Here is a 24,995-nt window from a genome sequence, read left to right as displayed (position 1 = left end):
GTCAGATTAGTAACGGGGATTAACGACCAGTTCTTCGTAACCGGAGACTTCGCAGGGCTGGCGGCTAAAGGTAAGTGCCGTTAGCTCGCCAATAATGATTTCCAGCGTGGTGCGAACCGTGCAGCCGGGCATCATATGGCCGCCGAGCATGGCACCCTGTGGATCGGAAATGGAGAGATGTAAATGCTCGCCGGTGAGTTCCAGCGTCCCGCTAAGCGAGATAACCTCCCAGGTGCCGCGCAGCAGCGTGGTTTCGTCGCGGCCCGCATAGCGCAGCGCAACATCGGTCATGCTGCCGGTGCAGCCAGCAATCCAGGCGGCGGAGAGTTGGTGTTGTTGGATAAAGGTGCGTAACTGGCTTAGCACCTCGTCGCCGGGCAGCAGGCGTAACGCGTAAAAACGCGCCCCGGAGGCGGGTAAAGATGAAAGAGTTGTTTTTGACATGGGTTAGGGTTACTCCGAGACTCGGACGTGAGGCTGATAATATAGGGACGCAAGAAACGAATTGCTGATATAAATCAGGAAACGGGATGCAGTGCAAATAAGGAATTCGGCAAAGCCTGGCGATAATTCTGCTATTGGAATAATTTGCCGGTCAGATTTGCAGGAAAGTGTGATGTGGATCAGATATCAGTTTTTGTTCACGCCTGATGAATATCTTTTATTCCGCGTTTCGCTTATCCTAGCTGAAGCGTTTCAGTTTGTATTTCGCTCGACAAATAAACGATTAGCTTAGGTTTATGGTCGGCAAGCATTCCCCTGGTGACGTCGCTGCATTACCCTGTCAGCCACTTCTTTCACCTGGAATGTCTTGCAGGGGATCTATGACACTACGCATTGCGGTAAACGGGTTCGGGCGCATTGGGCGCAACGTGGTTCGCGCGTTATACGAATCCGGGCGTCGTGCGGAAATCACACTGGTGGCGATCAACGAGTTGGCCGATGCCCAGGGCATGGCGCACTTGTTAAAGTACGACACCACGCACGGACGCTTTTCCTGGGATGTTCGCCAGGAATGTGAACAACTCTGGATTGGTGATGACGTCATCCGGCTTCTTCATCAAGGTGACATTGAGAATTTGCCCTGGCGTGAGCTGGGTATTGATGTGGTGCTGGATTGTACCGGGGTGTACGGATCGCGCGCTGATGGCGAAGCCCATCTGGCGGCGGGGGCGAAAAAGGTACTTTTCTCCCACCCCGGCGGCAATGATTTAGATGCTACAGTGGTGTACGGCGTCAATCATGACGCGCTACGGGCGGAGCATCGCATTGTCTCCAACGCTTCATGCACCACCAACTGTATTATTCCGGTGATCAAGCTGCTTGATGAAGCCTTTGATATTGATTCCGGAACCGTGACGACGATTCATTCGGCCATGAACGATCAACAAGTTATCGATTCCTGGCATTCTGATTTACGTCGTACGCGGGCGGCCAGCCAGTCGATTATTCCGGTGGATACGCGCCTGGCGGCGGGGATTACGCGTATTTTTCCCAAATTTAACGACCGTTTTGAGGCCATTGCCGTGCGTGTGCCGACCATAAACGTCACCGCTATCGATTTAAGCGTGACGGTGAACAAAGCGGTTAAAGCCTGTGAAGTCAACGGGTTGCTGCAAAAAGCGGCGCGAGAGACATTTCGTGGTATAGTTGACTATACGGAGTTACCGTTGGTCTCAAGTGATTTTAACCACGATCCGCACAGCGCCATTATCGATGGCACTCAAACGCGGGTCAGCGGTTCGCATCTGATCAAAACCCTGGTCTGGTGTGATAATGAATGGGGCTTTGCTAACCGAATGCTCGACACGACGTTAGCGATGGCCGCTCAAGGTTTCCGGTAAGGCGCAATTTGTGCCTGCAAAACTTTAAGAATCAACGAGAGGATTCACCATGTCTGTAATTAAGATGACCGATCTGGATCTGGCAGGTAAACGCGTACTGATCCGTGCCGATCTGAACGTGCCGGTTAAAGAAGGTAAAGTGACTTCTGATGCCCGTATCCGCGCATCGCTGCCGACCATCGAACTGGCCCTGAAACAGGGTGCTAAAGTGATGGTTACCTCCCACCTGGGTCGCCCGACCGAAGGTGAATACAACGAAGAATTCTCTCTGCTGCCGGTTGTTAACTACCTGAAAGACAAACTCTCCAACCCGGTACGTCTGGCTAAAGACTACCTGGACGGCGTAGAAGTGGCTGAAGGCGAGTTAGTGGTTCTGGAAAACGTTCGCTTTAACAAAGGCGAGAAGAAAGACGACGAAACCCTGGCGAAAAAATACGCCGCGCTGTGCGATGTGTTCGTCATGGACGCATTCGGTACTGCGCACCGCGCGCAGGCCTCTACCCACGGCGTGGGCAAATTTGCAGACGTAGCGTGCGCTGGCCCACTGCTGGCTGACGAACTGGAAGCGCTGGGTAAAGCGCTGAAAGAGCCGGCTCGCCCGATGGTGGCTATCGTTGGCGGTTCTAAAGTGTCTACCAAACTGACCGTACTGGACTCGCTGTCTAAAATCGCCGATCAGCTGATCGTCGGCGGCGGCATCGCTAACACCTTCGTTGCTGCCCAGGGCCACAACGTGGGTAAATCCCTGTACGAAGCCGATCTGGTTGATGAAGCGAAACGCCTGCTGAGCACCTGCGATATCCCGGTTCCGACCGATGTTCGCGTGGCTACCGAGTTCTCTGAAACCGCAGACGCTACCCTGAAATCTGTTACCGACGTGAAAGACGACGAGCAGATCCTGGATATTGGCGACGTTTCCGCGCAGAAACTGGCGGAAATCCTGAAAAACGCTAAAACCATTCTGTGGAACGGTCCGGTTGGCGTGTTCGAATTCCCTAACTTCCGTAAAGGTACCGAAATCGTAGCTAACGCTATCGCAGACAGCGACGCGTTCTCCATCGCTGGCGGCGGTGATACGCTGGCAGCTATCGATCTGTTCGGTATTTCTGACAAAATTTCCTACATCTCTACTGGCGGCGGCGCATTCCTTGAGTTCGTGGAAGGCAAAGTGCTTCCAGCCGTAGCTATGCTCGAAGAGCGTGCTAAGAAGTAAGCGTTGAACAGGCGGGGAAACCCGCCTGATTTTCAAATAACTTTTCTACCCAATGGATTTCAGGTCGCAGGAAGGCGGCAAAACGATGCGCTGATTTGAAACTTCGGTTTCAGATGCGCCAGTTTAGCCATCACGCCAGCGGCGCGAAAAACAACGGGTAAAAGATGGTCGACGATACAGGACAACCTAAACATGTCTAAAATTTTTGATTTCGTAAAACCGGGCGTAGTCACGGGTGATGACGTACAGAAAATCTTCCAGGTGGCTAAAGAGAATAACTTTGCTCTGCCAGCGGTTAACTGTGTAGGCACCGACTCCATCAACGCAGTGCTGGAAACCGCTGCAAAAGTTAAAGCTCCGGTCATTGTTCAGTTCTCTAACGGCGGCGCTGCGTTTATCGCGGGCAAAGGCCTGAAAGCAGAAGGGCAGCAGGCTGCGATTCTTGGCGCGATCTCTGGCGCGCATCACGTACATCAGATGGCTGAACACTACGGTGTGCCGGTGATCCTGCATACCGACCACTGCGCGAAGAAACTGCTGCCGTGGATCGACGGTCTGCTGGATGCAGGTGAAAAACACTTCGCCGCTACCGGCAAACCGCTGTTCTCTTCTCACATGATCGACCTGTCTGAAGAGTCTCTGGAAGAGAACATCGAAATCTGCTCTAAATACCTGGAGCGCATGTCCAAAATCGGCATGACGCTGGAAATCGAACTGGGTTGCACCGGTGGTGAAGAAGACGGCGTGGACAACAGCCACATGGACGCTTCCGCACTGTACACCCAGCCGGAAGACGTGGATTACGCGTACACCAAACTGAACGCCATCAGCCCGCGCTTCACCATTGCGGCTTCTTTCGGTAACGTTCACGGCGTTTACAAGCCGGGCAACGTCAAACTGACCCCGACCATCCTGCGCGATTCTCAGGAATATGTGTCCAAAAAACACAACCTGCCGCACAACAGCCTGAACTTCGTGTTCCACGGCGGTTCCGGTTCTTCCGCTCAGGAAATCAAAGATTCCGTCAGCTATGGCGTGATCAAAATGAACATCGATACCGATACCCAATGGGCGACCTGGGAAGGTATTCTGAACTACTACAAAGCTAACGAGGCGTATCTGCAAGGTCAGCTGGGCAACCCGAAAGGCGAAGATCAGCCGAACAAGAAATACTACGATCCGCGCGTATGGCTGCGTTCTGCCCAGACTTCTATGATCACTCGTCTGGAGCAGGCTTTCAAAGAACTGAACGCGGTTGACGTTCTGTAATTTGTTGCGCTAACGCCCGTATATAAAACCCGCCTTGTGCGGGTTTTTTGTTAATTTTCCCGGTATTACCCGCCACAGCATCCCATTTCTGTGACCGACTTGGCACACTCCAGCGTTTTTGTTTACCCTTTATAAACCATGATTCAAAGCCCAGCGGGGCAATGAAAGCCAAATTTAGCGATAGCAAAAGGAACCGTAAATGGAAGATTTGAACGTTGTCGACAGCATCAACGGTGCTGGTGACTGGCTGGTGACCAACCAGGCGCTGCTGTTGAGTTATTTAGTCAATATCGTTGCGGCCATCGCGATCATCATCGTGGGGATGATTGTGGCGCGCGCGATTTCCAATACCGTCAACAAGCTGATGCTGGCGCGTCATATCGATGCCACCGTGGCGGATTTCCTGTCCGCACTGGTGCGCTACGGCATTATCGCGTTTACCCTGATTGCCGCGCTGGGGCGCGTGGGCGTGCAAACGGCCTCGGTCATCGCCGTGCTGGGTGCGGCGGGTTTAGCGGTGGGCCTGGCGCTGCAGGGGTCGCTGTCGAACCTGGCGGCAGGCGTACTGTTGGTCACCTTCCGGCCTTTCCGCGCCGGGGAGTATGTCGATCTCGGCGGGATTGCGGGCACCGTACAGCACGTGCAGATTTTCTCGACCACGCTGATTACCGCCGACGGTAAGTATGTGGTGGTGCCGAACGGTAAAATTATCGCGGGTAACATCATCAACTTTTCGCGCCAGCCGGTGCGCCGTAACGAACTGGTGATCGGCGTGTCTTACGACGCGGATATTGACCGCGTCCGCGAGATCCTGACCGATATCGTGATGTCCGATGAGCGTATCCTGCCGGATCGTGAAAGAACGGTGCGCATGAACGAGCTGGGCGCTTCCTCCATCAACTTTGTGGTGCGTGCCTGGAGCAAAAGCAGCGATTTGCAGGACGTTTACTGGGATATCCTTGAGCGCGCGAAAAAAGCGCTGGACGCCGAGGGCATCAGCATCCCGTATCCGCAGATGGATGTGAACGTCAAACAGCTGGCGCAGCCTAAGCAGGAACAGGTGCGGGCAGAGAAGCCCCAGCCGAAGCAGCCGTCTATCATCACCGAGACCACGGCGCAGGACATCAAACCGACGTCACTGGATAAACCCACCGACGCGCAATAATCCCTAAGCCAGCGTTTCGCTGGCTTTCTTTTGCCTGAAGCTATTAGCCATGCTTATTAGCGATTAAAACTTTGCGTTAGAGCTAATGAGCGTGGCGCATTACACTTGCCATCCCTCTCGTGAATTTCAGGAAAGCAGTGTGATAAGTTATTATTTTCAAGGGCTTGCTCTTGGTGCGGCCATGATCCTTCCATTAGGCCCGCAAAACGCCTTTGTAATGAACCAGGGCATTCGCCGCCAGTACCATTTAATGATTGCGTTGCTGTGCGCCATCAGCGACTTAGCGCTGATTTGCGCGGGGATTTTTGGCGGCAGCGCGATCCTGATGCAGTCCCCCTGGCTGCTGGCGCTGGTCACCTGGGGCGGCGTTGGTTTTTTGCTGTGGTACGGCTGGGGCGCGTTTCGCACCGCCATGAGCCACAATATCGAACTGGCCAACGCCGAAGTGATGCGCCAGGGCCGAATGCGTATTATCGGTACGCTATTAGCGGTGACCTGGCTAAATCCGCATGTTTATCTCGATACCTTTGTGGTGTTGGGCAGTTTAGGCAGCCAACTGGCCGAAGGGCCAAAACGCGCCTTTGCGTTAGGCACGGTCAGCGCGTCGTTCCTGTGGTTTTTCGGACTCGCGCTGCTGGCCGCCTGGCTGGCGCCGCGTCTGCGCACGGCTAAAGCGCAGCGAATTATCAATGGCGTAGTCGGGCTGGTGATGTGGGTGATTGCTTGCCAACTGGCGAAAGATGGCGTTAACCATCTGTCACAACTGATTAACTAATCTTTCTCTTATAGACTTTCGTCCGCCAGCGGCTAAGCTTGCACGTGGCGCTCGTGTTATTCCCGGGCGTGTGATCTGGAACGTACACGGAGGAAGAACAGTGAAGTTTAAAGTGATGGCCCTGGCGGCAATGATTGGATTAGGCGCGGGTGGCGTGCAGGCAAACGAACTGCCGAACGGACCACATATCGTGACGTCAGGGACGGCCAGCGTCGATGCAGTGCCGGATATCGCGACACTCGCTATCGAAGTGAATGTTTCCGCTAAAGACGCCGCCGCAGCCAAAAAGCAGGCTGACGATCGCGTTGCGCAATACCTCACTTTCCTGCAGGAAAACGGGGTAGAGAAAAAAGATATCAATTCGGCGAACTTGCGCACTCAGCCGGATTACGACTACCAGAACGGCAAAAGCATTCTTAAAGGCTATCGCGCGATCCGCACCGTTGAAGTGACCGTGCGCCAGCTCGACAAGCTTAACAACCTGCTTGACGGGGCGTTAAAAGCAGGCCTCAACGAAATCCGCGCGGTCTCGTTAGCCGTAGCCGACCCGGAGCAGTATAAAGATAAAGCGCGTAAAGCGGCGATTGACGATGCCACCCACCAGGCGCAGCAGCTTGCGGAAGGCTTCAAAGGCAAACTCGGCCCGGTCTACAGCGTGCGTTATCACGTTTCCAACTATCAGCCGAGCCCAATGGTTCGCATGATGAAAGCGGACGCCGCGCCAGCGGTTTCGGCTCAGGAAACCTACGAGCAGCCGACCATCCAGTTTGACGATCAGGTGGATGTGGTGTTTGAACTCCAGCCTGGCCAGGGGCAGGGCACCACGCAGTCGCAGCCTGCGACAACAACCCCTTCGCAAACCGCGCAGTAATAACAACAAACCCGCCAACCGGCGGGTTTTTTTACACCTGGCGCAACACCTTATGACCGTATTCCAGCAGCGCATCGGTGACGTTGCGCATCATGCGGCTTTCTGGCGCAAAGCGGTGCCAGTAAAGCATCCGGCGCTGGAATAGCCCCGGCGTCAAATCGATCAGCTCGCCGCTTGCCAGCTCTTTTTCAATCTGCAAATGGGGGATCATACAGCAGGTGGTGCCCTGACGCGCCAGCTGCACAAAGGCTTCAGAGGAGTTGACGATGTGGCAGGGCACGCTGCCGGGCGACAGGTCGAAATTCTGCTGTAGAAACGCCTGGTGCATATCGTCCAGATGGTCGAACGCCACGGCGGGCGCTTTCAGCAACGCGGCGCGAGTGACGCCGTTGGGGAAATAGCGTTCCGCAAAGGCTTTCGAACCCACAAACAGGTAATCAAGCGCCCCCAGTTGATCCACCAGACAGCTCGGCAGCGGCTGGGGCTGAATACTCACCGCCCCCACCACCTCGCCGCGCCGCAGGCGTTCCTGGGTGCGGGTTTCGTCTTCAACCTGAAGATTGAGGCGAATGGGTGAATCGACCAGTACCGGCGCTAACGCCGGCAGCAGCCACGTCGCCAGACTGTCGGCGTTGACCGCCAGTGAGAGTAGCAGCGGGGTCGAACCGGTCTGCTCATCTCCCAGCCACTCATCTTCCAGCAGCTCCACCTGGCGCAGCAGCGCCAGCAGCTTTTGCCCCTGTTCAGTGGGGCGGGGCGGCACGGTACGCACCAGCAGCGGCTGGCCGAACAGATTCTCCAGTTGCTTTATCCGCTGTGATACCGCCGATTGAGTAATGCACAGCTTCTGCGCCGCGCGCTCAAAACCGCGTTCACGAATGACTGCGTCCAGCGCCTGCAATGTTCTGTAGTCCGGGCGTTTCATGTCTCGGGGTAGCTCCTGAATTCCTGATAATCTGCACTACCGGGCACTATGACATAATTTTCCCGGCGTTACCGACAAAAACAGAATCTGGTAGAGATTTGCCGCGCCAATAGATACCCCTTTTCGTCACGCCTTGTTCTATAATGCGCCACAGATTTCATACCACAGGCAAAAGACCATGACGCAGGATGAACTGAAAAAAGCAGTGGGTTGGGCGGCGCTCCAGTACGTGCAGCCCGGCACCATCGTAGGAGTCGGTACAGGATCGACCGCCGCACACTTTATTGATGCGCTTGGCACCATCAAGCATCAAATCGATGGCGCGGTTTCAAGCTCTGATGCTTCCACTGAAAAGCTCAAGGCGCTCGGCATTACCGTTTACGATCTCAATGAAGTGGATTCGCTGGGCATCTATGTTGACGGTGCCGACGAGATCAACGGCCATATGCAGATGATCAAAGGCGGTGGCGCGGCGTTAACCCGCGAGAAAATCATTGCTTCGGTGGCGGAGAAGTTTATCTGCATCGCGGACGCCTCCAAGCAAGTGGATATCCTTGGCGCATTCCCGCTGCCGGTGGAAGTGATCCCGATGGCACGCAGCTGCGTGGCGCGTCAGCTGGTTAAACTCGGTGGCCGACCGGAGTACCGCCAGGGCGTGTTGACCGATAATGGCAATGTGATCCTTGACGTGCATGGCCTTGAAATCATCGACCCTGTGGCGCTGGAGAATGCCATTAACAGTATTCCGGGCGTGGTGACCGTGGGGCTGTTCGCTAATCGTGGCGCAGATGTGGCACTGATCGGTACCGCCGACGGCGTGAAAACCATCGTAAAATGATCTGAGTGGGGCACGAAAGTGCCCTGTTTCAGAAAAAAATTCCCCCCCACGAAATTTGGTGACATCTGTCACAATTTCGACACACTCCTGTCATTCCTTTCGTCTTTATTCTTTCGGGCAATATTTTATTCTGGCTTTTGCAGTTGGATGATATTTCTTCAAAATCGTGACGCAAACGTTCATATTGCCGGGCCGCGAAATTTTGATATGTTGGCAGAAGGGTGACTTATTACCCAGCACAACATCAGCTCAGAATAACAGGGTCGGGAAATGGCAAAAGTATCACTGGAAAAAGACAAGATTAAATTCTTACTGGTGGAAGGTGTTCACCAGAAAGCCATCGATAGCCTGCGCGCAGCAGGATATACCAATATCGAATATCACAAAGGCGCGCTGGACAGCGAGCAACTGAAAGCGTCCGTCCGTGATGCCCATTTCATCGGCCTGCGATCCCGTACTCATCTGACTGAAGAGATCTTCGCTGCGGCGGAAAAACTGGTGGCGGTAGGCTGTTTCTGCATCGGCACCAATCAGGTTGATTTGCAGGCGGCGGCGCGTCGCGGCGTGCCGGTGTTTAACGCACCATTCTCTAATACCCGTTCGGTCGCCGAACTGGTGATCGGCGAATTGCTGCTGCTGCTGCGCGGCATTCCTGAAGCGAACGCCAAAGCGCACCGCGGTATCTGGAACAAGCAGGCGGCGGGCTCTTTTGAAGCGCGTGGTAAAAAGCTGGGCATTATCGGTTACGGCCACATCGGCACCCAATTGGGCATTCTGGCGGAATCGCTGGGCATGCACGTCTATTTCTACGATATCGAAAGCAAACTGCCGCTGGGCAACGCCACGCAGGTGCAGTATCTCTCCGAGCTTTTGAATATGAGCGACGTGGTCAGCCTGCACGTGCCGGAAAACGCCTCGACCAAAGATATGATCGGCGCGGAACAGCTGGCGCTGATGAAGCCGGGCTCGCTGCTGATCAACGCCGCACGTGGCACCGTGGTAGATATCCCGGCGCTGTGCGATGCGCTGTCACGCAAACATCTGGCGGGGGCGGCCATTGACGTATTCCCGACCGAACCGGCTACCAACAGCGATCCGTTTAACTCGCCGCTGTGCGAATTCGATAACGTGATCCTGACGCCGCACGTCGGCGGCTCTACCCAGGAAGCGCAGGAAAACATCGGTCTGGAAGTGGCGGGTAAACTGGCGAAATACTCCGATAACGGCTCAACCCTGTCTGCCGTGAACTTCCCGGAAGTATCGCTGCCGCTGCACGAAGGCCGCGTCAGCCGTCTGCTGCACATTCACGAAAACCGTCCAGGCATTCTCACCGCTATCAACCAGATCTTCGCCGAACAGGGCGTGAACATTGCGGCCCAGTATCTGCAAACCACGTCGCAAATGGGTTATGTGGTGATTGATATTGATGCGGAAGAAGATGTTGCCTTCAATGCGCTACAGGCGATGAAAGCGATCCCGGGCACTATCCGCGCGCGCCTGCTGTACTGATTTTTCTGAATTTTTTAACGCGCTAAGCCCACTTCGGTGGGCTTTTTTATTGCCATTGCCAGGTGGCAGTCGGGGTGATCACGGCGGGCAATGGGATATCCCACTCTTCAACCGGCAGTGATTCCACGTGCTGGCAGTCGTGGGCGTAGCCTACCGGGAACAGGCCGTGTGCGCGCCAGTTCTGCAAAGTGCGATCATAAAAACCGCCGCCCATGCCGAGACGCTGCCCGACGGAATCAAACGCTACCAGTGGGGTGACCAGCACATCGAGCTTGTGGAGCGGTAAAACGTGGCGCACATCCAGCACCGGCTCATGAATTTTAAACTGATTGAGCACCAGATCGCTGTCGGGGAAGTAGCGCAGAAACAGCAGGTTTCCCGGGCTAAACGGATGCAGCACCGGCAAATAGACTTTTTTCCCCGCGCGCCACAGCCCTTCAATTAAGGGGCGGGTATCCAGTTCGCCATCAAAAGAGAGAAACAACGCCACGGTGTGCGCCTCAACAACCGGCGCGAAGGCCATCATGCGTGCGGCACCCTGCTGCGCGGCATGCAACTGTTGCTGCCAGGTAAGCGCTTTTCGGCGTAGTCTGATCTGCTGGCGGATTTGCTGGCGTGGGGAAATGGGTAAAGGTTGTTGGGTCATGAAACAGTATCCTTCAGTGTGAAGGTGTCGCTGTTGGTAAGGCTGATTGGGTAGGGAAGGGAATCTCCGAGATGCCGCCGCAGGCTGTAACCCTTGAACCCTTGGTTCAAGGTGAATGTGTCGTCATGGTCTTAAGGCTTCTCGGACGAACCGAGCATGCTCACCAACCATGGAGCGCCACATTCTGTTGGTATGAAATATCGGCTCAGGGGACTGGCCCGCTTGCGAACATCTCAGAGAAATTTTTTCTTCACGGTCACTCTACCATAGTAAACCCTGAAGTGTTATTCAAACTTCGGCCCCGTTCTCTCACTTATGCGACCTTGCTCAAGTAATGCCTGTTCAATGGTCTGCTGGAGCATTCTGATACGCTGTTCCATGCTTTCAGCGTAGTCACGAGTCTTGGCCTTTTCCTGCGTTAGTTCATAGCAAATGTTGAGTGCTGCGATGAAGACTAACTGCTCGGTATTTGTGACTCTAGTGCGAACTTTTAAATCTTGCAACCGTTGATTCAGCTCTTCTGCAGCCTGATTCAACGCATCTTTTTGTTCAGGCGGACAATTCACCCGCAGTGAACGCCCAAAAATTTGGATATCGACTGGTTGTGCAGACATTCCACCTTCCTGCTGTTGACTCGCCTGCTATCGCAGCCGGGGCTGCGAAGGGGCGACACTATAGCTACCCTTATATGAAGATACAAGCCCTTTTCTGGTATCCCCAGGGCCCAAAGTGGTAGCATAACACGAACTTTTCCTCCCAACGACGATGAATGCGCATGTCTATACAGAACGCTTTACCTGGTTACGATGACGTTAACCAGCTACTCACCCAACAGGGTGTAGGACTGACGCCCGCCGAAATGCATGGCCTCATCAGTGGGATGCTGTGCGGTGGCAATAATGACAGCAGTTGGCAGCCGTTGTTGCACGACCTGACCAACGAAGGTCTGGCCTTCGGCCAGAACCTGGCGCAGGCGCTGCGTCAGATGCACTCCGCCACCAGCGATTCGCTGGAAGACGACGGTTTCCTGTTCCAGCTCTACCTGCCGGAAGGGGATGACGTCTCGGTATTCGACCGCGCCGATGCGCTGGCGGGCTGGGTTAACCACTTTCTGCTGGGCCTCGGCGTAACCCAGACTAAGCTGGATAAAGTCACCGGCGAGACCGGCGAAGCGATCGACGATCTGCGCAACATCGCCCAGCTGGGTTACGATGAAGAAGAGGATCAGGAAGAATTAGAAATGTCTCTTGAAGAGATTGTCGAGTACGTCCGCGTTGCCGCGCTGCTTTGCCACGACACCTTTAGTCGCCAGCAGCAGCCGACCGCGCCGGAAGTGCGTAAACCGACGCTCCATTAATTTTCGTCACCGCGTAGGAGGCGCCATGACACAACAGGAATTCCTTCGTCGTCGCCAGCAGTTACTGGCAAAAATGGCGCCGGGCAGCGCCGCGTTGATTTTCGCCGCGCCGGAAATGACCCGCAGCGCCGACAGCGAATACCCTTTCCGCCAGAACAGCGATTTCTGGTACTTCACCGGGTTTAACGAACCCGAAGCCCTGCTGGTGCTGATCAAAAGCGACGATACTCACAACCACAGCGTGTTGTTTAACCGGGTGCGCGATAAAACTGCCGAAATCTGGTTTGGCCGTCGTTTGGGGCAGGAGGCCGCGCCGGAAAAACTGGCGGTGGATCGCGCGCTGGCCTGGGATGAGCTCAACGAGCAGCTGTTTCAACTGTTAAATGGTCTCGACGTGGTGTACCACGCCCAGGGCCAGTACGATTTTGCCGACGTGGCCGTGTTCCACGCGCTGGATAAACTGCGTCGCGGTTCGCGCCAGAATCTCACTGCGCCCGCCACGCTTACCGACTGGCGTCCGTGGGTGCATGAAATGCGCCTGTTCAAATCCGAAGAAGAGATCGCCGTGCTGCGCCGCGCCGGAGAAATCACCGCGCTGGCCCACACCCGGGCCATGGAGAAATGCCGTCCGGGGATGTTTGAATATCAGCTAGAAGGCGAAATCCTTCACGAATTCAACCGCCACGGCGCACGCTTCCCGTCTTACAACACTATTGTGGGCGGCGGCGAAAACGGCTGCATTTTGCATTACACCGAAAACGAATCGCCGTTGCAGGATGGCGAACTGGTGCTGATTGACGCGGGCTGCGAATACCAGGGCTACGCGGGCGACATCACCCGGACCTTCCCGATCAACGGTAAATTCACCCAGCCGCAGCGCGAAATCTATGACATCGTGCTGGCCTCGCTGGATGCGGCGCTTGAGCGGTATCGTCCTGGCACCTCCATGCAGGAGGTCACTCAGGAGGTGGTGCGCATCATGGTTACCGGCCTGGTGAAACTGGGCATCCTGAAAGGCGATGTCGATCTGCTCATTAGCGAAAACGCCCACCGTCCTTACTTTATGCATGGCTTAAGCCACTGGCTGGGGCTGGATGTGCATGACGTGGGCGTGTACGGCCCGGATCGCTCCCGCACCCTGGAGCCGGGCATGGTGATCACCGTCGAGCCGGGTCTGTATATCGCGCCGGACGCCGACGTGCCGCCGCAGTATCGCGGCATCGGCATTCGGGTTGAAGACGACATCCTGATCACCGCAACCGGTAATGAAAACCTGACGGCAAGCGTGGTGAAGCGCCCCGATGATATCGAAGCGCTCATGGCTGCGGCGAAACAGCCATGAGCATCATCATCGTCGGCGGCGGAATGGCGGGCGCGACCCTGGCGCTGGCGATTTCCCACTTAACCCAAGGCAAGCTGGCGGTGCATCTGGTTGAGGCCACGCCGCCTTCCAGCACCGCGCATCCAGGGTTTGACGCCCGCGCCATCGCTTTGGCCCAGGGTACCGTGGCGCATCTGGCGCGCATCGGCATCTGGCAAAATCTGGCCGACTGCGCCACCGCCATTGAAACGGTACACGTCAGCGATCGCGGTCACGCCGGGTTTGTCACCATCGAAGCGCGGGATTATCAGATTGATGCGCTGGGGCAGGTGGTTGAGCTGCACGAAGTCGGTCAGCGGCTGTTTTCGCTGCTCAAGCGCGCGCGCGGCGTGACGCTGCACTGCCCAACCAGAGTAATGAGCGTGACGCGCGACGAGCAGCACGTTGATGTCACCCTGTCTAACGGCCAGCAGATCCGCGGCGCGCTGCTGGTGGCGGCGGACGGTTCGCGTTCCTTTATTGGCGAGCAGTGCGGCATCCGCTGGCAAAATATTCCTTATCAACAGCTCGCGGTGATCGCTAACGTCACCACCGCGCAACCGCACCGTGGCCGCGCGTTCGAGCGCTTTACCGAACATGGGCCGCTGGCGGTATTGCCGATGGCCCAGGGACGCTGTTCGCTGGTGTGGTGCCATCCGCTGGAAAACCAACAGGTGCTGGACTGGAGTGATGCGCGGTTTTGCGATGAGCTTCAGAAAGCGTTCGGCTGGCGACTGGGCCGCATTACCCATGCGGGGGCCAGAAGCGCCTATCCACTGGTGTTGAGCCGCGCAGAATCGTCGGTCTCCCATCGCGTTGCGCTGGTGGGCAATGCCTCGCAGACGCTGCATCCTATCGCCGGACAGGGGTTTAACCTCGGGATGCGCGATGTGATCACCCTGGCGGAAAACGTGGCGCAGGCCTGGCAGGCCGGGCAGGACATTGGCGGATTTGCGGTGCTTAACGGCTGGCAGCGCCAGCGCGAACCGGATCGCGATGCCACCGTCGGCGTGACCGACGGGCTGGTGCATCTGTTTGCCAACCACTGGTCGCCGCTGGTGGTCGGGCGGAATGTAGGATTAATCGGCGTTGAGATATTCACGCCAGCGCGCGATGCGTTGGCAAGGCGGACTCTGGGTTGGGTTGCGCGCTAAGGAGACAAATGTGCAAAGCGTAGATGTGGCGATTGTAGGCGGCGGAATGGTCGGGCTGGCGCTGGCGTGTGGATTGCAGGGCAGCGGCTTACGCGTCGCGGTGCTCGAACAGCAGCGTCCGCAACCGCTGGCGGCGGATGCGCCTTTCGCGCTGCGGGTTTCCGCCATTAACGCGGCCAGCGAAAAACTGCTGGAAAAACTTGGCGTCTGGCAATCCATTCTGGAACAGCGGGTTAGCCGCTATCATGGCATGGAAGTGTGGGATAAAGACAGCTTCGGGCGCATCGCGTTCGACGATAAAAGCATGGGCTACAGTCATCTGGGGCATATTATCGAAAATAGCGTGGTCCACCAGGCGCTGTGGGATAAAGCCTCCCGCAACGCGGACACCACGCTGATCGCCCCGTCGCAGCTACAGCAGGTGGCGTTTGGTGAGAATGAAGCCTTTTTGACATTGCAGGACGGCAGTATGCTCACGGCGCGGCTGGTGGTGGGTGCCGATGGTGCCAACTCCTGGCTGCGCAACCGTGCCGATATCCCGCTGACGTTCTGGGATTACCGTCATCATGCGCTGGTGGCGACCATTCGTACCACCGAACCGCACGGCGCGGTGGCGCGGCAGATTTTCCATGGCGAAGGCATCCTGGCGTTTCTGCCGTTGCCCGATCCCAGACTGTGCTCCATCGTCTGGTCACTGCCGCCGAAAGAGGCAGAGCGCTTGCAGCAGTGCGATGCCGACACCTTTAATCAGGAACTGTGCATCGCCTTTGATAACCGCCTCGGCCTGTGTTCGGTGGAAAGCGATCGGCAAATTTATCCGCTGACCGGGCGTTATGCCCGCCAGTTCGCTGCGCACCGTCTGGCGCTGGTGGGCGATGCGGCTCATACCATTCATCCGCTCGCCGGACAGGGCGTCAACCTTGGTTTTATGGATGCGGCAGAGCTGATTGCCGAGATCCGCCGTCTGCACAAGCAGGGCAAGGATATTGGGCAGCACCTCTACCTGCGCCGTTACGAGCGCAGCCGCAAGCACAGCGCGGCGGTGATGCTGGCCAGCATGCAGGGGTTTCGCGAACTGTTTGCCGGTAGCCATCCTGCCAAAAAACTGCTGCGCGACGTTGGGCTCAAACTGGCGGATACCCTGCCTGGGGTAAAACCGCAGCTCATTCGCGAAGCGATGGGGCTTAACGACCTGCCTGACTGGTTACGTTAACTCGATCACACTTCCCTTTTCCGGCGCTGAAAAGGGAAGCCTTCCCTCATTTGAATTATTCTAATTTGACCGGATTTTTCGAATTAGTTTTTTTAATGTGGCGATTTTTCAGTTTCAGCGATTTCGTCCGAATTTCCGACGTAAATGCTTACCCGTAAAAAATCCCTGCCGATTATGTTGCGTTTATGTGCCTGTATTCGCATTTTTCCAGTGAATTCCACTGTAGCCTTCTTTTCCCATTTTGGTCATAAGCTAATGTAATGACCCATTTTCGCGTGTGGTTTGTCCCTGCGTTAGATGGTAACTTCAGGCCAAAGGTAACGTTTGCGTCGGCGGCGGGAATGATGCCGACGCCGGGTTTCGTCCAGTAGTAAAGAGGCAATTAGCCTCTGCTGACTGAAAGAGGAAAAGATGGCTCAACAGACTCCTTTGTTCGAACAACATACGCTTTGCGGCGCGCGCATGGTGGATTTCCATGGCTGGATGATGCCGCTGCACTACGGCTCGCAGCTTGATGAGCATCACGCGGTGCGCAGCGACGCCGGGATGTTCGATGTTTCCCACATGACCATCGTCGACCTGCATGGCGAGCGCACCCGCGAATTCCTGCGCTATCTGCTGGCGAATGACGTGGCGAAGCTCACCCAGCCGGGTAAAGCGCTGTACAGCGGGATGCTTAATGCCTCCGGCGGCGTGATTGACGATCTGATTGTTTATTTCCTCACTGAAGATTATTTCCGCCTCGTTGTTAACTCCGCCACCCGTGAAAAAGACCTCGCCTGGATCACCCAGCACGCTGAACCCTATTCCATCGACATCACCGTTCGCGACGACCTGGCGCTGATTGCCGTTCAGGGCCCGCAGGCGAAACAGAAAGCTGCAACCCTGTTTACCGACGAACAGCGCCAGGCCGTAGACGGCATGAAGCCGTTCTTTGGCGTCCAGGCGGGGGATTTGTTTATCGCCACTACCGGCTATACCGGCGAAGCGGGCTATGAAATTGCGATGCCAGCGGAAAAAGCCGCCGCGTTCTGGAGCCAGTTAGTTGAAGCGGGCGTGAAGCCGTGCGGGCTTGGTGCGCGCGATACGCTGCGTCTGGAAGCCGGCATGAATCTTTACGGTCAGGAGATGGACGAAGGCGTTTCCCCGCTGGAAGCCAATATGGGCTGGACGATTGCCTGGCAGCCGGAAGATCGTGATTTTATTGGCCGTGAAGCGCTGGAGTCCCAGCGAGAGAAAGGCACCGACCAGTTGGTTGGCCTGGTGATGAAAGAGAAAGGCGTACTGCGTAATGACCTGCCGGTGCGGTTCACCGATGCACAGGGCAATGTACAGGAAGGCAAGATCACCAGCGGATCGTTCTCGCCAACGCTGGGCTACAGTATCGCGCTGGCGCGAGTTCCGGCCGGGATTGGCGATACCGCCATTGTGCAGATCCGCAACCGTGAAATGCCGGTTATCGTCACTAAACCGATTTTTGTTCGCGCCGGTAAGCCGGTGGTTCAGTAACTGTTTTGTTATTCGGAGAAAAAGAAATGAGCAATGTGCCAGGTGAACTGAAATACAGCAAAGAGCATGAGTGGCTGCGCAAAGAAGCGGACGGCACTTACACCGTAGGTATTACCGAACATGCGCAGGAACTGCTGGGCGACATGGTATTCGTCGATCTACCGGACGTTGGCGCGACCGTCAGCGCGGGCGATGACTGCGCGGTCGCGGAATCCGTGAAAGCGGCATCCGACATTTATGCGCCCATCAGCGGGGAAATCGTTGCGGTAAACGACGCCCTGAGCGACTCCCCGGAGCAGGTGAACAGCGAGCCGTATGGCGCAGGCTGGATCTTCCGTATCAAAGCCAGCGACGAATCTGAAGTTGAAGCGTTACTGGATGCCGCAGGCTACGAAGCGCTGTTAGAAGACGAATAAATACGCGTCATCATTCATGTTGCAGGGGCGCTGGCTTCTGCAACATGAACAGTTTTTCGAGTATCACCCGTTACCAACCGATTCACTGCACGTTTCAGGAACCCTCGCTCATGACCCAGACCCTCGACCAGTTGGAAAACCGCGACGCGTTTATTGACCGTCATATCGGCCCGGATAGCGAGCAGCTACACACCATGCTCAAAACCGTTGGCGCGGACTCCCTTGATGCCCTGACGGCGCAAATTGTCCCGGCGGACATTCAGCTGGCGACGCCGCCCGCTATCGGCGAGGCGACCACCGAATTCGCGGCGCTGGCTGAACTGAAAGCCATCGCCGCCCGCAACAAACGTTTTAAAACCTTTATCGGTATGGGCTATGCCGCCGTGCACACGCCGCCGGTGATCCTGCGCAATATGCTGGAAAATCCGGGCTGGTACACCGCCTATACGCCGTACCAGCCGGAAGTTTCCCAGGGCCGTCTTGAAGCACTGCTCAACTTCCAACAGGTGACCATCGATCTGACCGGCATGGACATCGCGTCGGCCTCGCTGCTGGATGAAGCCACTGCAGCGGCGGAAGCCATGGCAATGGCCAAACGCGTCAGCAAACTCAAGGGCGCGAACCGCTTCTTCGTGGCGGCTGACGTACACCCGCAGACGCTGGACGTGGTGCGTACCCGCGCCGAAACCTTTGGCTTTGACGTGATTGTCGATGACGCGCATAAAGTGCTCGACCATCAGGACGTGTTCGGCGTGCTGTTGCAGCAGGTCGGCACCACGGGCGAAGTGCATGATTACGCTGCGCTGATTGCTGAACTGAAATCGCGCAAAGTGGTGGTCAGCGTGGCCGCTGATTTTATGGCGCTGGTATTGCTGACTGCGCCGGGCCATCAGGGGGCGGATATCGTATTCGGCTCCGCCCAGCGCTTCGGCGTACCGATGGGCTACGGCGGCCCGCATGCGGCGTTCTTCGGCGCGCGCGATGAGCATAAACGCTCTATGCCTGGCCGCATCATCGGCGTTTCTAAAGATGCGGCGGGCAACACCGCGCTGCGTATGGCGATGCAGACCCGCGAACAGCATATCCGCCGCGAGAAAGCCAACTCCAACATCTGTACTTCCCAGGTGCTGCTGGCCAATATCGCCAGCCTGTATGCGGTTTACCACGGCCCGAAAGGCCTGAAGCGCATCGCCGATCGCATCCACCGTATGACCGATATCCTGGCGGCGGGCCTGCAACATAAAGGCCTGAAACTGCGCCACAGCAGCTGGTTCGACACGCTGTGCGTCGAAATCGCTGATAAAGCCGCGGTGCTGAGCCGTGCCCAGGCCAAAGAAATCAACCTGCGCAGCGACGTGCTGAACGCGGTGGGTATCACCCTTGATGAAACCACCACCCGTCAGGATCTGCTGAACCTGTTTGACGTGCTGCTGGGCGACAACCACGGGCTGGATATCAGCGAGCTGGATAAAGACGTGGCGCACGACAGCCGCTCGATCCCGGACGCCATGCTGCGCCAGGACGCGATCCTGACTCACCCGGTGTTTAACCGCTATCACAGCGAAACCGAGATGATGCGCTACATGCACGCTCTGGAGCGTAAAGATCTGGCGCTCAACCAGGCGATGATCCCGCTGGGCTCCTGCACCATGAAGCTTAACGCGGCGGCGGAAATGATCCCCATCACCTGGCCGGAATTTGCCGAGTTACATCCGTTCTGCCCGGTAGATCAGGCCGAAGGCTATCATCAGATGATCGCGCAGCTCTCCGACTGGCTGGTGAAACTCACCGGTTACGACGCGCTGTGCATGCAGCCGAACTCCGGTGCGCAGGGCGAATACGCCGGTCTGCTGGCTATCCGTCACTATCATGAAAGCCGCAACGAAGGCCATCGCGATATCTGCCTGATCCCGGCGTCTGCTCACGGCACCAACCCGGCGTCTGCGCAGATGGCGGGGATGCAGGTGGTGGTCGTGGCGTGCGATAAGCAGGGCAACATCGATCTGACCGATCTACGCGCCAAAGCCGAGCAGGCGGGCGACCAGCTGTCGTGCATCATGGTGACCTATCCGTCGACACACGGCGTGTACGAAGAGACCATTCGCGAAGTATGCAACGTGGTGCATCAGTTTGGCGGCCAGGTTTACCTCGACGGCGCGAACATGAACGCCCAAGTGGGCATCACCACACCAGGCCATATCGGCGCGGATGTCTCGCACCTTAACCTGCATAAAACCTTCTGTATTCCGCACGGCGGCGGCGGCCCGGGCATGGGTCCGATCGGCGTGAAAGCGCATCTGGCCCCGTTTGTGCCGGGCCACAGCGTGGTACAGATTGAAGGTATGCTGACCCGTCAGGGTGCGGTTTCCGCCGCACCGTTCGGCAGCGCGTCGATCCTGCCTATCAGCTGGATGTACATCCGCATGATGGGTGCCCAGGGTCTTAAGCGTGCCAGCCAGACGGCGATCCTCAACGCCAATTACATTGCGACGCGTCTGAAAAGCGCGTTCCCGGTGCTGTATACCGGGCGCGATGGCCGCGTGGCACACGAGTGCATCCTTGATATTCGTCCGCTGAAAGAGCAGACCGGCATCAGCGAGCTGGACATCGCCAAGCGTTTAATCGACTACGGATTCCACGCGCCAACCATGTCGTTCCCGGTAGCCGGCACCCTGATGGTTGAGCCGACCGAATCGGAAAGCAAACTGGAACTGGACCGCTTTATTGATGCGATGCTGACCATTCGCGAGGAGATCGATCGCGTGGCGAAAGGCGAATGGCCGCTGGACGATAACCCGCTGGTTAACGCGCCGCATACCCAGAACGAACTGGCCGAAGAGTGGGCGCACCCGTACAGCCGCGAGCTGGCGGTGTTCCCGGCAGGCCACGCCAATAAATACTGGCCGACGGTTAAGCGTCTGGACGATGTGTACGGCGACCGTAATCTGTTCTGCTCCTGCGTGCCGATGAGCGAATATCAGTAACGCAGCGCGTTGTTTTATCCTGTAAGGGCACTTCGGTGCCCTTATTTTTTTGGGAGATTTTATGTCCATTGCATTGATTACCGGCGGCAGCCGGGGAATTGGCAAAGCCACTGCGCTATTACTGGCGCAACAAGGGCTGAGGGTGGTGGTGAATTATCATCGCGATCGGCAGGCCGCGCAGGAGGTAGTTGAAGAAATCACGCGGGCGGGCGGCGAAGCCCTGGCCTGGCAGGCAGATGTCTCTGACGAGCAGCAGGTGGTGACGATGTTTACCGCCATCGACGAGGCCTGGGGACCGGTTAACGTTCTGGTTAACAATGCGGGCATTCTTGCTACCCAGTGCCGCGTTGAATACCTCACTGCCGAGCGGATTAATCGCGTGCTGTCCACCAACGTGACCGGCTATTTCTTATGCTGCCGGGAAGCGGTAAAGCGGATGTCCACCGAACACGGCGGCAGCGGCGGGGCGATTGTTAATGTCTCTTCGGTGGCGGCGCGGCTGGGGTCGCCGGGGGAATACGTTGACTATGCGGCGTCGAAGGGCGCGGTAGACACGCTGACCATCGGGCTGTCGCTGGAAGTGGCGGCGCAGGGGATCCGCGTTAACGGCGTGCGGCCAGGCTTTATCTATACCGAGATGCATGCCTCCGGCGGCGAGCCGGGGCGAGTGGATCGCGTTGCGCCTGCTATCCCGATGCGGCGTGGCGGGCAGCCGGAAGAAGTGGCGCAGGCCATCGCCTGGCTGGTAAGCGACAGCGCGTCTTACGTGACCGGCAGCTTTATCGATCTAGCGGGGGGCAAGTAGCCGCCCTTGCGGGCGGCGGTAGGGTTACTCCAGCGGCGCGGGTTTATACACGCCGTTCAGGCTTTGCAGGAATGCCACGATGTCGTCCACATCGGACTGCGGCAGTTCGGTGCCCACCTGGTAACGCAGCATCAGTTTTACCGCTTCATCCAGAGTCGCCACGTCGCCACGGTGGAAATACGGCGCGGTGAGTGCGATGTTACGCAGCGTCGGCACTTTCTGGCGCAGGCGGTCGCGTTCGTCATGGGTGACGTTCATACGACCAATATCCGCTGGCAGTACGTCGCCAAACGTGAACTCTTTCTTCAGGCCCAGCGGTTCAAAGGTTCTTCCGCCAAGGATTACCCCGGTATGGCAGGTGGCGCATTTGTTGTCTTTGAACAGCTTCCAGCCCTGTTTTTGCTGGGCGGTCAGCGCGTTTTCATCGCCGCGCAGATAGTTATCGAACGGCGAGTTGGGGGTAATCAGCGTTTTCTCAAACTCGGCGATGGCGTCGGTAATGGTGTCGCCGCTTAAGCCCTCCGGATAGACGGCGCTGAAATCGCGCTTGAGGATCGCGTCCTGATTGAGTTTGGCGGTGATGTCATCCCAGGATTTAGACGCCATTTCGATCGGGTTGAGCGGCGGTCCACCTGCCTGGGCTTTCAGGTCCGGCGCGCGGCCATCCCAGAATTGCACCACGTTAAACACCGAGTTAAACACAGTTGGGGCGTTAATCGGCCCGATTTCGCCGCGCACGCCAGTTGAGGTTTTACGGCCATCCACGCCACCCGCGCCGAGCTGGTGGCAGCTGGCGCAGGAGATGGAGTTGTCATCGGAGATGCGCGGATCGTGATACAGGCGGAAGCCCAGCGCGGCTTTGCGCGCATCGTAAGGGACGGTTTGCGGGATCGGCTGGACCGGCTCGTTGCGGTGCTGCTCCGCCATGTCGTCAGCAGCGTAATACTTCAGGCGCTGGGCCTTGATCCAGTCGAGCACCACGCCACGCTCTTCGTCGCTCATTTTGCCGTCCCAGTGCAGGGCGGTGTAACGCGTCGGCGGCATGGTCTGATGCTCCATCACCCATTCGATTTTGGTCAAATCGCTTTGCAGCGCGGGCGTGTCGTCAATCAGGCTCTGGCGCAGCGGAGTGAGGTTGAACGATTTGTAGCCAAGATGCATGTCGTAATTCATCAGCTGCTTCGCGACGGGCAGTGAGGAATAGAACGGCAGATCGCTGGACACGGTATGGCAATAGTCACACCCTTTGTCGCGCATGATCGCCAGCACTTTGTTGTTTTGCGGTGAAGCAGAGGTTTGAGTCAAAGCACGGCTATTACGCTCGCTGTCGTGGTGATAGACATACGCCACGAGCCCGAGATAGCCTACAAGACCGACGCCCACAATACCCAGCGCCAGTTTAGTGAGGTTTTTCATCTTATTATCCCTTCAAGGTGAATGAGGTCTCAGAGACCGAAAACTATCTGGTTCCTGAAAGGGCATAGTGTCAGTGCGGGAATTCTACCCCTTGATGGGTATCAATAAATTTTACAAGCCGGGCCTATCATTGGGATAGGTTTCATCAATGTAGTTAATGATTGCACAATAAAAAGGGGCGCTAAGGCCCCTGGCTGGATTACAGTTTTTCGCCGTTGCTGGCGATGACGTCTTTATACCAGTTAAAGCTTTTCTTGCGGGAGCGGGACATATCCCCGGTGCCATCGTCGTGTTTATTCACATAGATAAAGCCGTAACGCTTGCTGTACTGGCCAGTGGTGAAGGATACGCAGTCGATGCAGCCCCACGGGGTATAGCCCATCAGATCCACGCCGTCGTAAGTCACCGCTTTGATCATCTCTTCAACGTGGGCGCGCAGGTAATCAATACGGTAATCGTCATTGATGCTGCCGTCGTCTTCCACCTTATCGTACGCGCCGAAGCCATTCTCAACGATAAACAGCGGCTTCTGATAGCGCTCATACAGTTCGCACAGCGCGTAGCGCAGGCCAACCGGGTCAATCTGCCAGCCCCAGTCGGACGCTTTTACATGCGGGTTCGGGACGCTGCCCTGGAAACCGGATAGCGCATCGCCGCTGCCGCCCTCGGCTTTCACCGCGTTGGTCATGTAATAGCTGAAGCCCAGATAATCGCAGGTGCCTTCACGCAACGCCTGCTCATCGCCGTCTTCCATATTGATGTTGAAGCCGCGACGCTCCCATTCGTTCAGTACATAGGACGGGTAGTAGCCGCGCAGTTGCACGTCGGTAAAGACATAACGCTCGCGCATCGATTCCTGGGCAAACATCACATCTTCAGGCTTACAGGAGAACGGGTACAGCGGCACCATTGCCAGCATGCAGCCGACCTTCATCGCCGGGTTGATGCCACGGGCCGCTTTCACCGCCAGCGCGCTGGCAACGAACTGGTGATGCAGCACCTGATACATGGTCTCTTCCGGATTATCATGCTCGGTGTATACCACGCCGGAACAGCAGTAGCCGAACAGCGGGGCGCGCCAGTTGCGCTGATTGTTGATCTCGTTAAAGGTCATCCAGTATTTGACCTTGTTCTTGTAACGCTCGAACACCACTTCGGCGAAGCGCACAAAGAAATCAACCACTTTACGGTGTGTCCAGCCGCCGTATTGCTGTACAAGATGTAGCGGCATTTCGAAGTGGGACAGGGTGATCACCGGCTCGATGTTGTACTTCAACAGCTCGTCGAACATGTCGTCGTAGAACTGTAAACCCTCTTCGTTTGGGGTTTGCTCATCGCCATTCGGGAAAATACGCGTCCAGGCGATGGAGGTGCGGAAGCATTTAAAGCCCATCTCCGCGAACAGCTTGATATCTTCTTTGTAGCGGCCATGGAAATCCACGGCTTCATGATTGGGATAGTATTTTCCCGCTTCCACGCTGGCGGTGATTTCACGCGGAACGCCGTGCGCGCCGCCGGTCAACACGTCGCAAATGCTGGGGCCTTTGCCGCCTTTATTCCAGCCGCCTTCAACCTGGTGCGCGGCGACCGCGCCACCCCATAAAAAGTCTTTGGGTAAAGTCAGTTTTTTCATCGTAGATATCCCAGAACGTAGTGAGACAGGAGTTGAAGGCGAGTCTGGCAAAAGGAAAAGCAAATGTCACGATATAACAAAATCAACAAGTTG

22 protein-coding genes and 1 other RNA gene are annotated in these 24,995 nt (G+C 56.6%); 16 read left to right on the top strand and 7 right to left on the bottom strand.

The genetic code is table 11. From position 1 onward, the window contains the following. Positions 1–6 precede the first annotated feature (6 nt). Positions 7–444 carry a PPC domain-containing DNA-binding protein gene (locus FND52_RS10380; protein ID WP_144130726.1) on the bottom strand — a complete coding sequence of 146 codons (438 nt, stop codon included), beginning with the start codon at positions 442–444 and terminating at the stop codon, positions 7–9. A 380-nt stretch (positions 445–824) separates the two neighbouring features. Between FND52_RS10380 and epd the strand changes: the two genes are divergently transcribed. The 6 genes from epd to FND52_RS10350 all read left to right on the top strand — a co-directional run bounded on the left by epd (position 825) and on the right by FND52_RS10350 (position 7,137). Beyond that, positions 825–1,844: an erythrose-4-phosphate dehydrogenase gene (epd, locus tag FND52_RS10375; RefSeq protein ID WP_125293243.1), complete on the top strand. Its 1,020-nt coding sequence runs from the start codon at positions 825–827 to the stop codon at positions 1,842–1,844. 49 nt (positions 1,845–1,893) lie between these two features. Further along, a complete protein-coding gene (gene pgk / locus FND52_RS10370; protein ID WP_144130725.1) occupies positions 1,894–3,057 on the top strand; it encodes a phosphoglycerate kinase in 1,164 nt (387 codons plus the stop codon). Positions 3,058–3,249: 192 nt separating this feature from the next. Then, positions 3,250–4,326 (top strand): class II fructose-bisphosphate aldolase, encoded by a 1,077-nt coding sequence (gene fbaA / locus FND52_RS10365; RefSeq protein ID WP_144130724.1) that lies wholly within the window; start codon positions 3,250–3,252, stop codon positions 4,324–4,326. 199 nt (positions 4,327–4,525) lie between these two features. Then, entirely contained in the window at positions 4,526–5,491 is a 966-nt protein-coding gene (gene mscS, locus FND52_RS10360) for a small-conductance mechanosensitive channel MscS (protein ID WP_125293246.1), read from the top strand. A 139-nt stretch (positions 5,492–5,630) separates the two neighbouring features. After that, the gene (gene argO, locus FND52_RS10355) at positions 5,631–6,266 is read left to right on the top strand and encodes an arginine exporter ArgO (protein ID WP_144130723.1); all 636 of its coding nucleotides are present in this window, start codon (positions 5,631–5,633) and stop codon (positions 6,264–6,266) included. 100 nt (positions 6,267–6,366) lie between these two features. Beyond that, entirely contained in the window at positions 6,367–7,137 is a 771-nt protein-coding gene (locus FND52_RS10350; protein WP_125293248.1) for an oxidative stress defense protein, read from the top strand. A gap of 31 nt (positions 7,138–7,168) precedes the next feature. Here FND52_RS10350 and argP read toward each other — a convergent pair whose 3' ends face one another. Then, positions 7,169–8,062, bottom strand: a complete 894-nt coding sequence (gene argP / locus FND52_RS10345; protein ID WP_125293249.1) for a DNA-binding transcriptional regulator ArgP — start codon at positions 8,060–8,062, stop codon at positions 7,169–7,171. 178 nt (positions 8,063–8,240) lie between these two features. On the opposite strand from argP, the gene rpiA reads away from it, so the two are divergent. Together rpiA and serA are read left to right on the top strand one after the other, a co-directional pair. Next, complete coding sequence (rpiA, locus tag FND52_RS10340) at positions 8,241–8,900, top strand: ribose-5-phosphate isomerase RpiA (RefSeq protein ID WP_183170162.1); 660 nt, start codon at positions 8,241–8,243, stop codon at positions 8,898–8,900. Positions 8,901–9,170: 270 nt separating this feature from the next. Continuing rightward, positions 9,171–10,409: a phosphoglycerate dehydrogenase gene (gene serA, locus FND52_RS10335; RefSeq protein ID WP_125293251.1), complete on the top strand. Its 1,239-nt coding sequence runs from the start codon at positions 9,171–9,173 to the stop codon at positions 10,407–10,409. A gap of 46 nt (positions 10,410–10,455) precedes the next feature. On the opposite strand, the gene FND52_RS10330 is transcribed toward serA, so the two are convergent. The 3 genes from FND52_RS10330 to zapA form a co-directional block, all read right to left on the bottom strand. After that, the gene (locus FND52_RS10330) at positions 10,456–11,055 is read right to left on the bottom strand and encodes a 5-formyltetrahydrofolate cyclo-ligase (RefSeq protein WP_144130722.1); all 600 of its coding nucleotides are present in this window, start codon (positions 11,053–11,055) and stop codon (positions 10,456–10,458) included. A gap of 59 nt (positions 11,056–11,114) precedes the next feature. After that, positions 11,115–11,298: non-coding RNA, 6S RNA (ssrS, locus tag FND52_RS10325), on the bottom strand. Between the two features lie 41 nt (positions 11,299–11,339). Continuing rightward, the gene (gene zapA, locus FND52_RS10320; protein WP_002434440.1) at positions 11,340–11,669 is read right to left on the bottom strand and encodes a cell division protein ZapA; all 330 of its coding nucleotides are present in this window, start codon (positions 11,667–11,669) and stop codon (positions 11,340–11,342) included. A 161-nt stretch (positions 11,670–11,830) separates the two neighbouring features. On the opposite strand from zapA, the gene FND52_RS10315 reads away from it, so the two are divergent. The 8 genes from FND52_RS10315 (at position 11,831) to FND52_RS10280 (ending at position 21,853) form a co-directional block, all read left to right on the top strand. Beyond that, on the top strand, positions 11,831–12,412 hold the full coding sequence (locus FND52_RS10315; protein WP_125293253.1) for a YecA/YgfB family protein: 582 nt from the start codon (positions 11,831–11,833) through the stop codon (positions 12,410–12,412). A gap of 25 nt (positions 12,413–12,437) precedes the next feature. Then, entirely contained in the window at positions 12,438–13,754 is a 1,317-nt protein-coding gene (pepP, locus tag FND52_RS10310; RefSeq protein WP_144130721.1) for a Xaa-Pro aminopeptidase, read from the top strand. After that, positions 13,751–14,926 (top strand): 2-octaprenyl-6-methoxyphenyl hydroxylase, encoded by a 1,176-nt coding sequence (ubiH, locus tag FND52_RS10305; protein WP_144130720.1) that lies wholly within the window; start codon positions 13,751–13,753, stop codon positions 14,924–14,926. Before pepP ends, ubiH begins: the two co-directional genes overlap by 4 nt. A gap of 10 nt (positions 14,927–14,936) precedes the next feature. Continuing rightward, positions 14,937–16,139: an FAD-dependent 2-octaprenylphenol hydroxylase gene (ubiI, locus tag FND52_RS10300; RefSeq protein WP_125293256.1), complete on the top strand. Its 1,203-nt coding sequence runs from the start codon at positions 14,937–14,939 to the stop codon at positions 16,137–16,139. Between the two features lie 411 nt (positions 16,140–16,550). Beyond that, complete coding sequence (gene gcvT, locus FND52_RS10295; RefSeq protein WP_125293257.1) at positions 16,551–17,648, top strand: glycine cleavage system aminomethyltransferase GcvT; 1,098 nt, start codon at positions 16,551–16,553, stop codon at positions 17,646–17,648. Between the two features lie 26 nt (positions 17,649–17,674). Beyond that, positions 17,675–18,064, top strand: a complete 390-nt coding sequence (gcvH, locus tag FND52_RS10290; protein WP_144130719.1) for a glycine cleavage system protein GcvH — start codon at positions 17,675–17,677, stop codon at positions 18,062–18,064. A gap of 110 nt (positions 18,065–18,174) precedes the next feature. Next, a complete protein-coding gene (gene gcvP, locus FND52_RS10285) occupies positions 18,175–21,048 on the top strand; it encodes an aminomethyl-transferring glycine dehydrogenase (RefSeq protein WP_144130718.1) in 2,874 nt (957 codons plus the stop codon). Between the two features lie 61 nt (positions 21,049–21,109). Beyond that, on the top strand, positions 21,110–21,853 hold the full coding sequence (locus tag FND52_RS10280) for an SDR family oxidoreductase (protein ID WP_144130717.1): 744 nt from the start codon (positions 21,110–21,112) through the stop codon (positions 21,851–21,853). A gap of 24 nt (positions 21,854–21,877) precedes the next feature. On the opposite strand, the gene FND52_RS10275 is transcribed toward FND52_RS10280, so the two are convergent. Both FND52_RS10275 and FND52_RS10270 read right to left on the bottom strand, forming a co-directional pair. Continuing rightward, positions 21,878–23,269: a cytochrome-c peroxidase gene (locus FND52_RS10275; protein WP_144130716.1), complete on the bottom strand. Its 1,392-nt coding sequence runs from the start codon at positions 23,267–23,269 to the stop codon at positions 21,878–21,880. A 199-nt stretch (positions 23,270–23,468) separates the two neighbouring features. Then, positions 23,469–24,902: a 6-phospho-beta-glucosidase gene (locus tag FND52_RS10270; RefSeq protein WP_125295346.1), complete on the bottom strand. Its 1,434-nt coding sequence runs from the start codon at positions 24,900–24,902 to the stop codon at positions 23,469–23,471. Between the last annotated feature and the right edge of the window lie 93 nt (positions 24,903–24,995).

Source organism: Atlantibacter subterraneus (assembly GCF_007570865.1).
Classification (GTDB): Bacteria; Pseudomonadota; Gammaproteobacteria; order Enterobacterales; family Enterobacteriaceae; genus Atlantibacter; species Atlantibacter subterraneus.
Note: the sequence above shows the minus strand (reverse complement) of the source record. Positions and strands in the feature narration are given on the sequence as shown.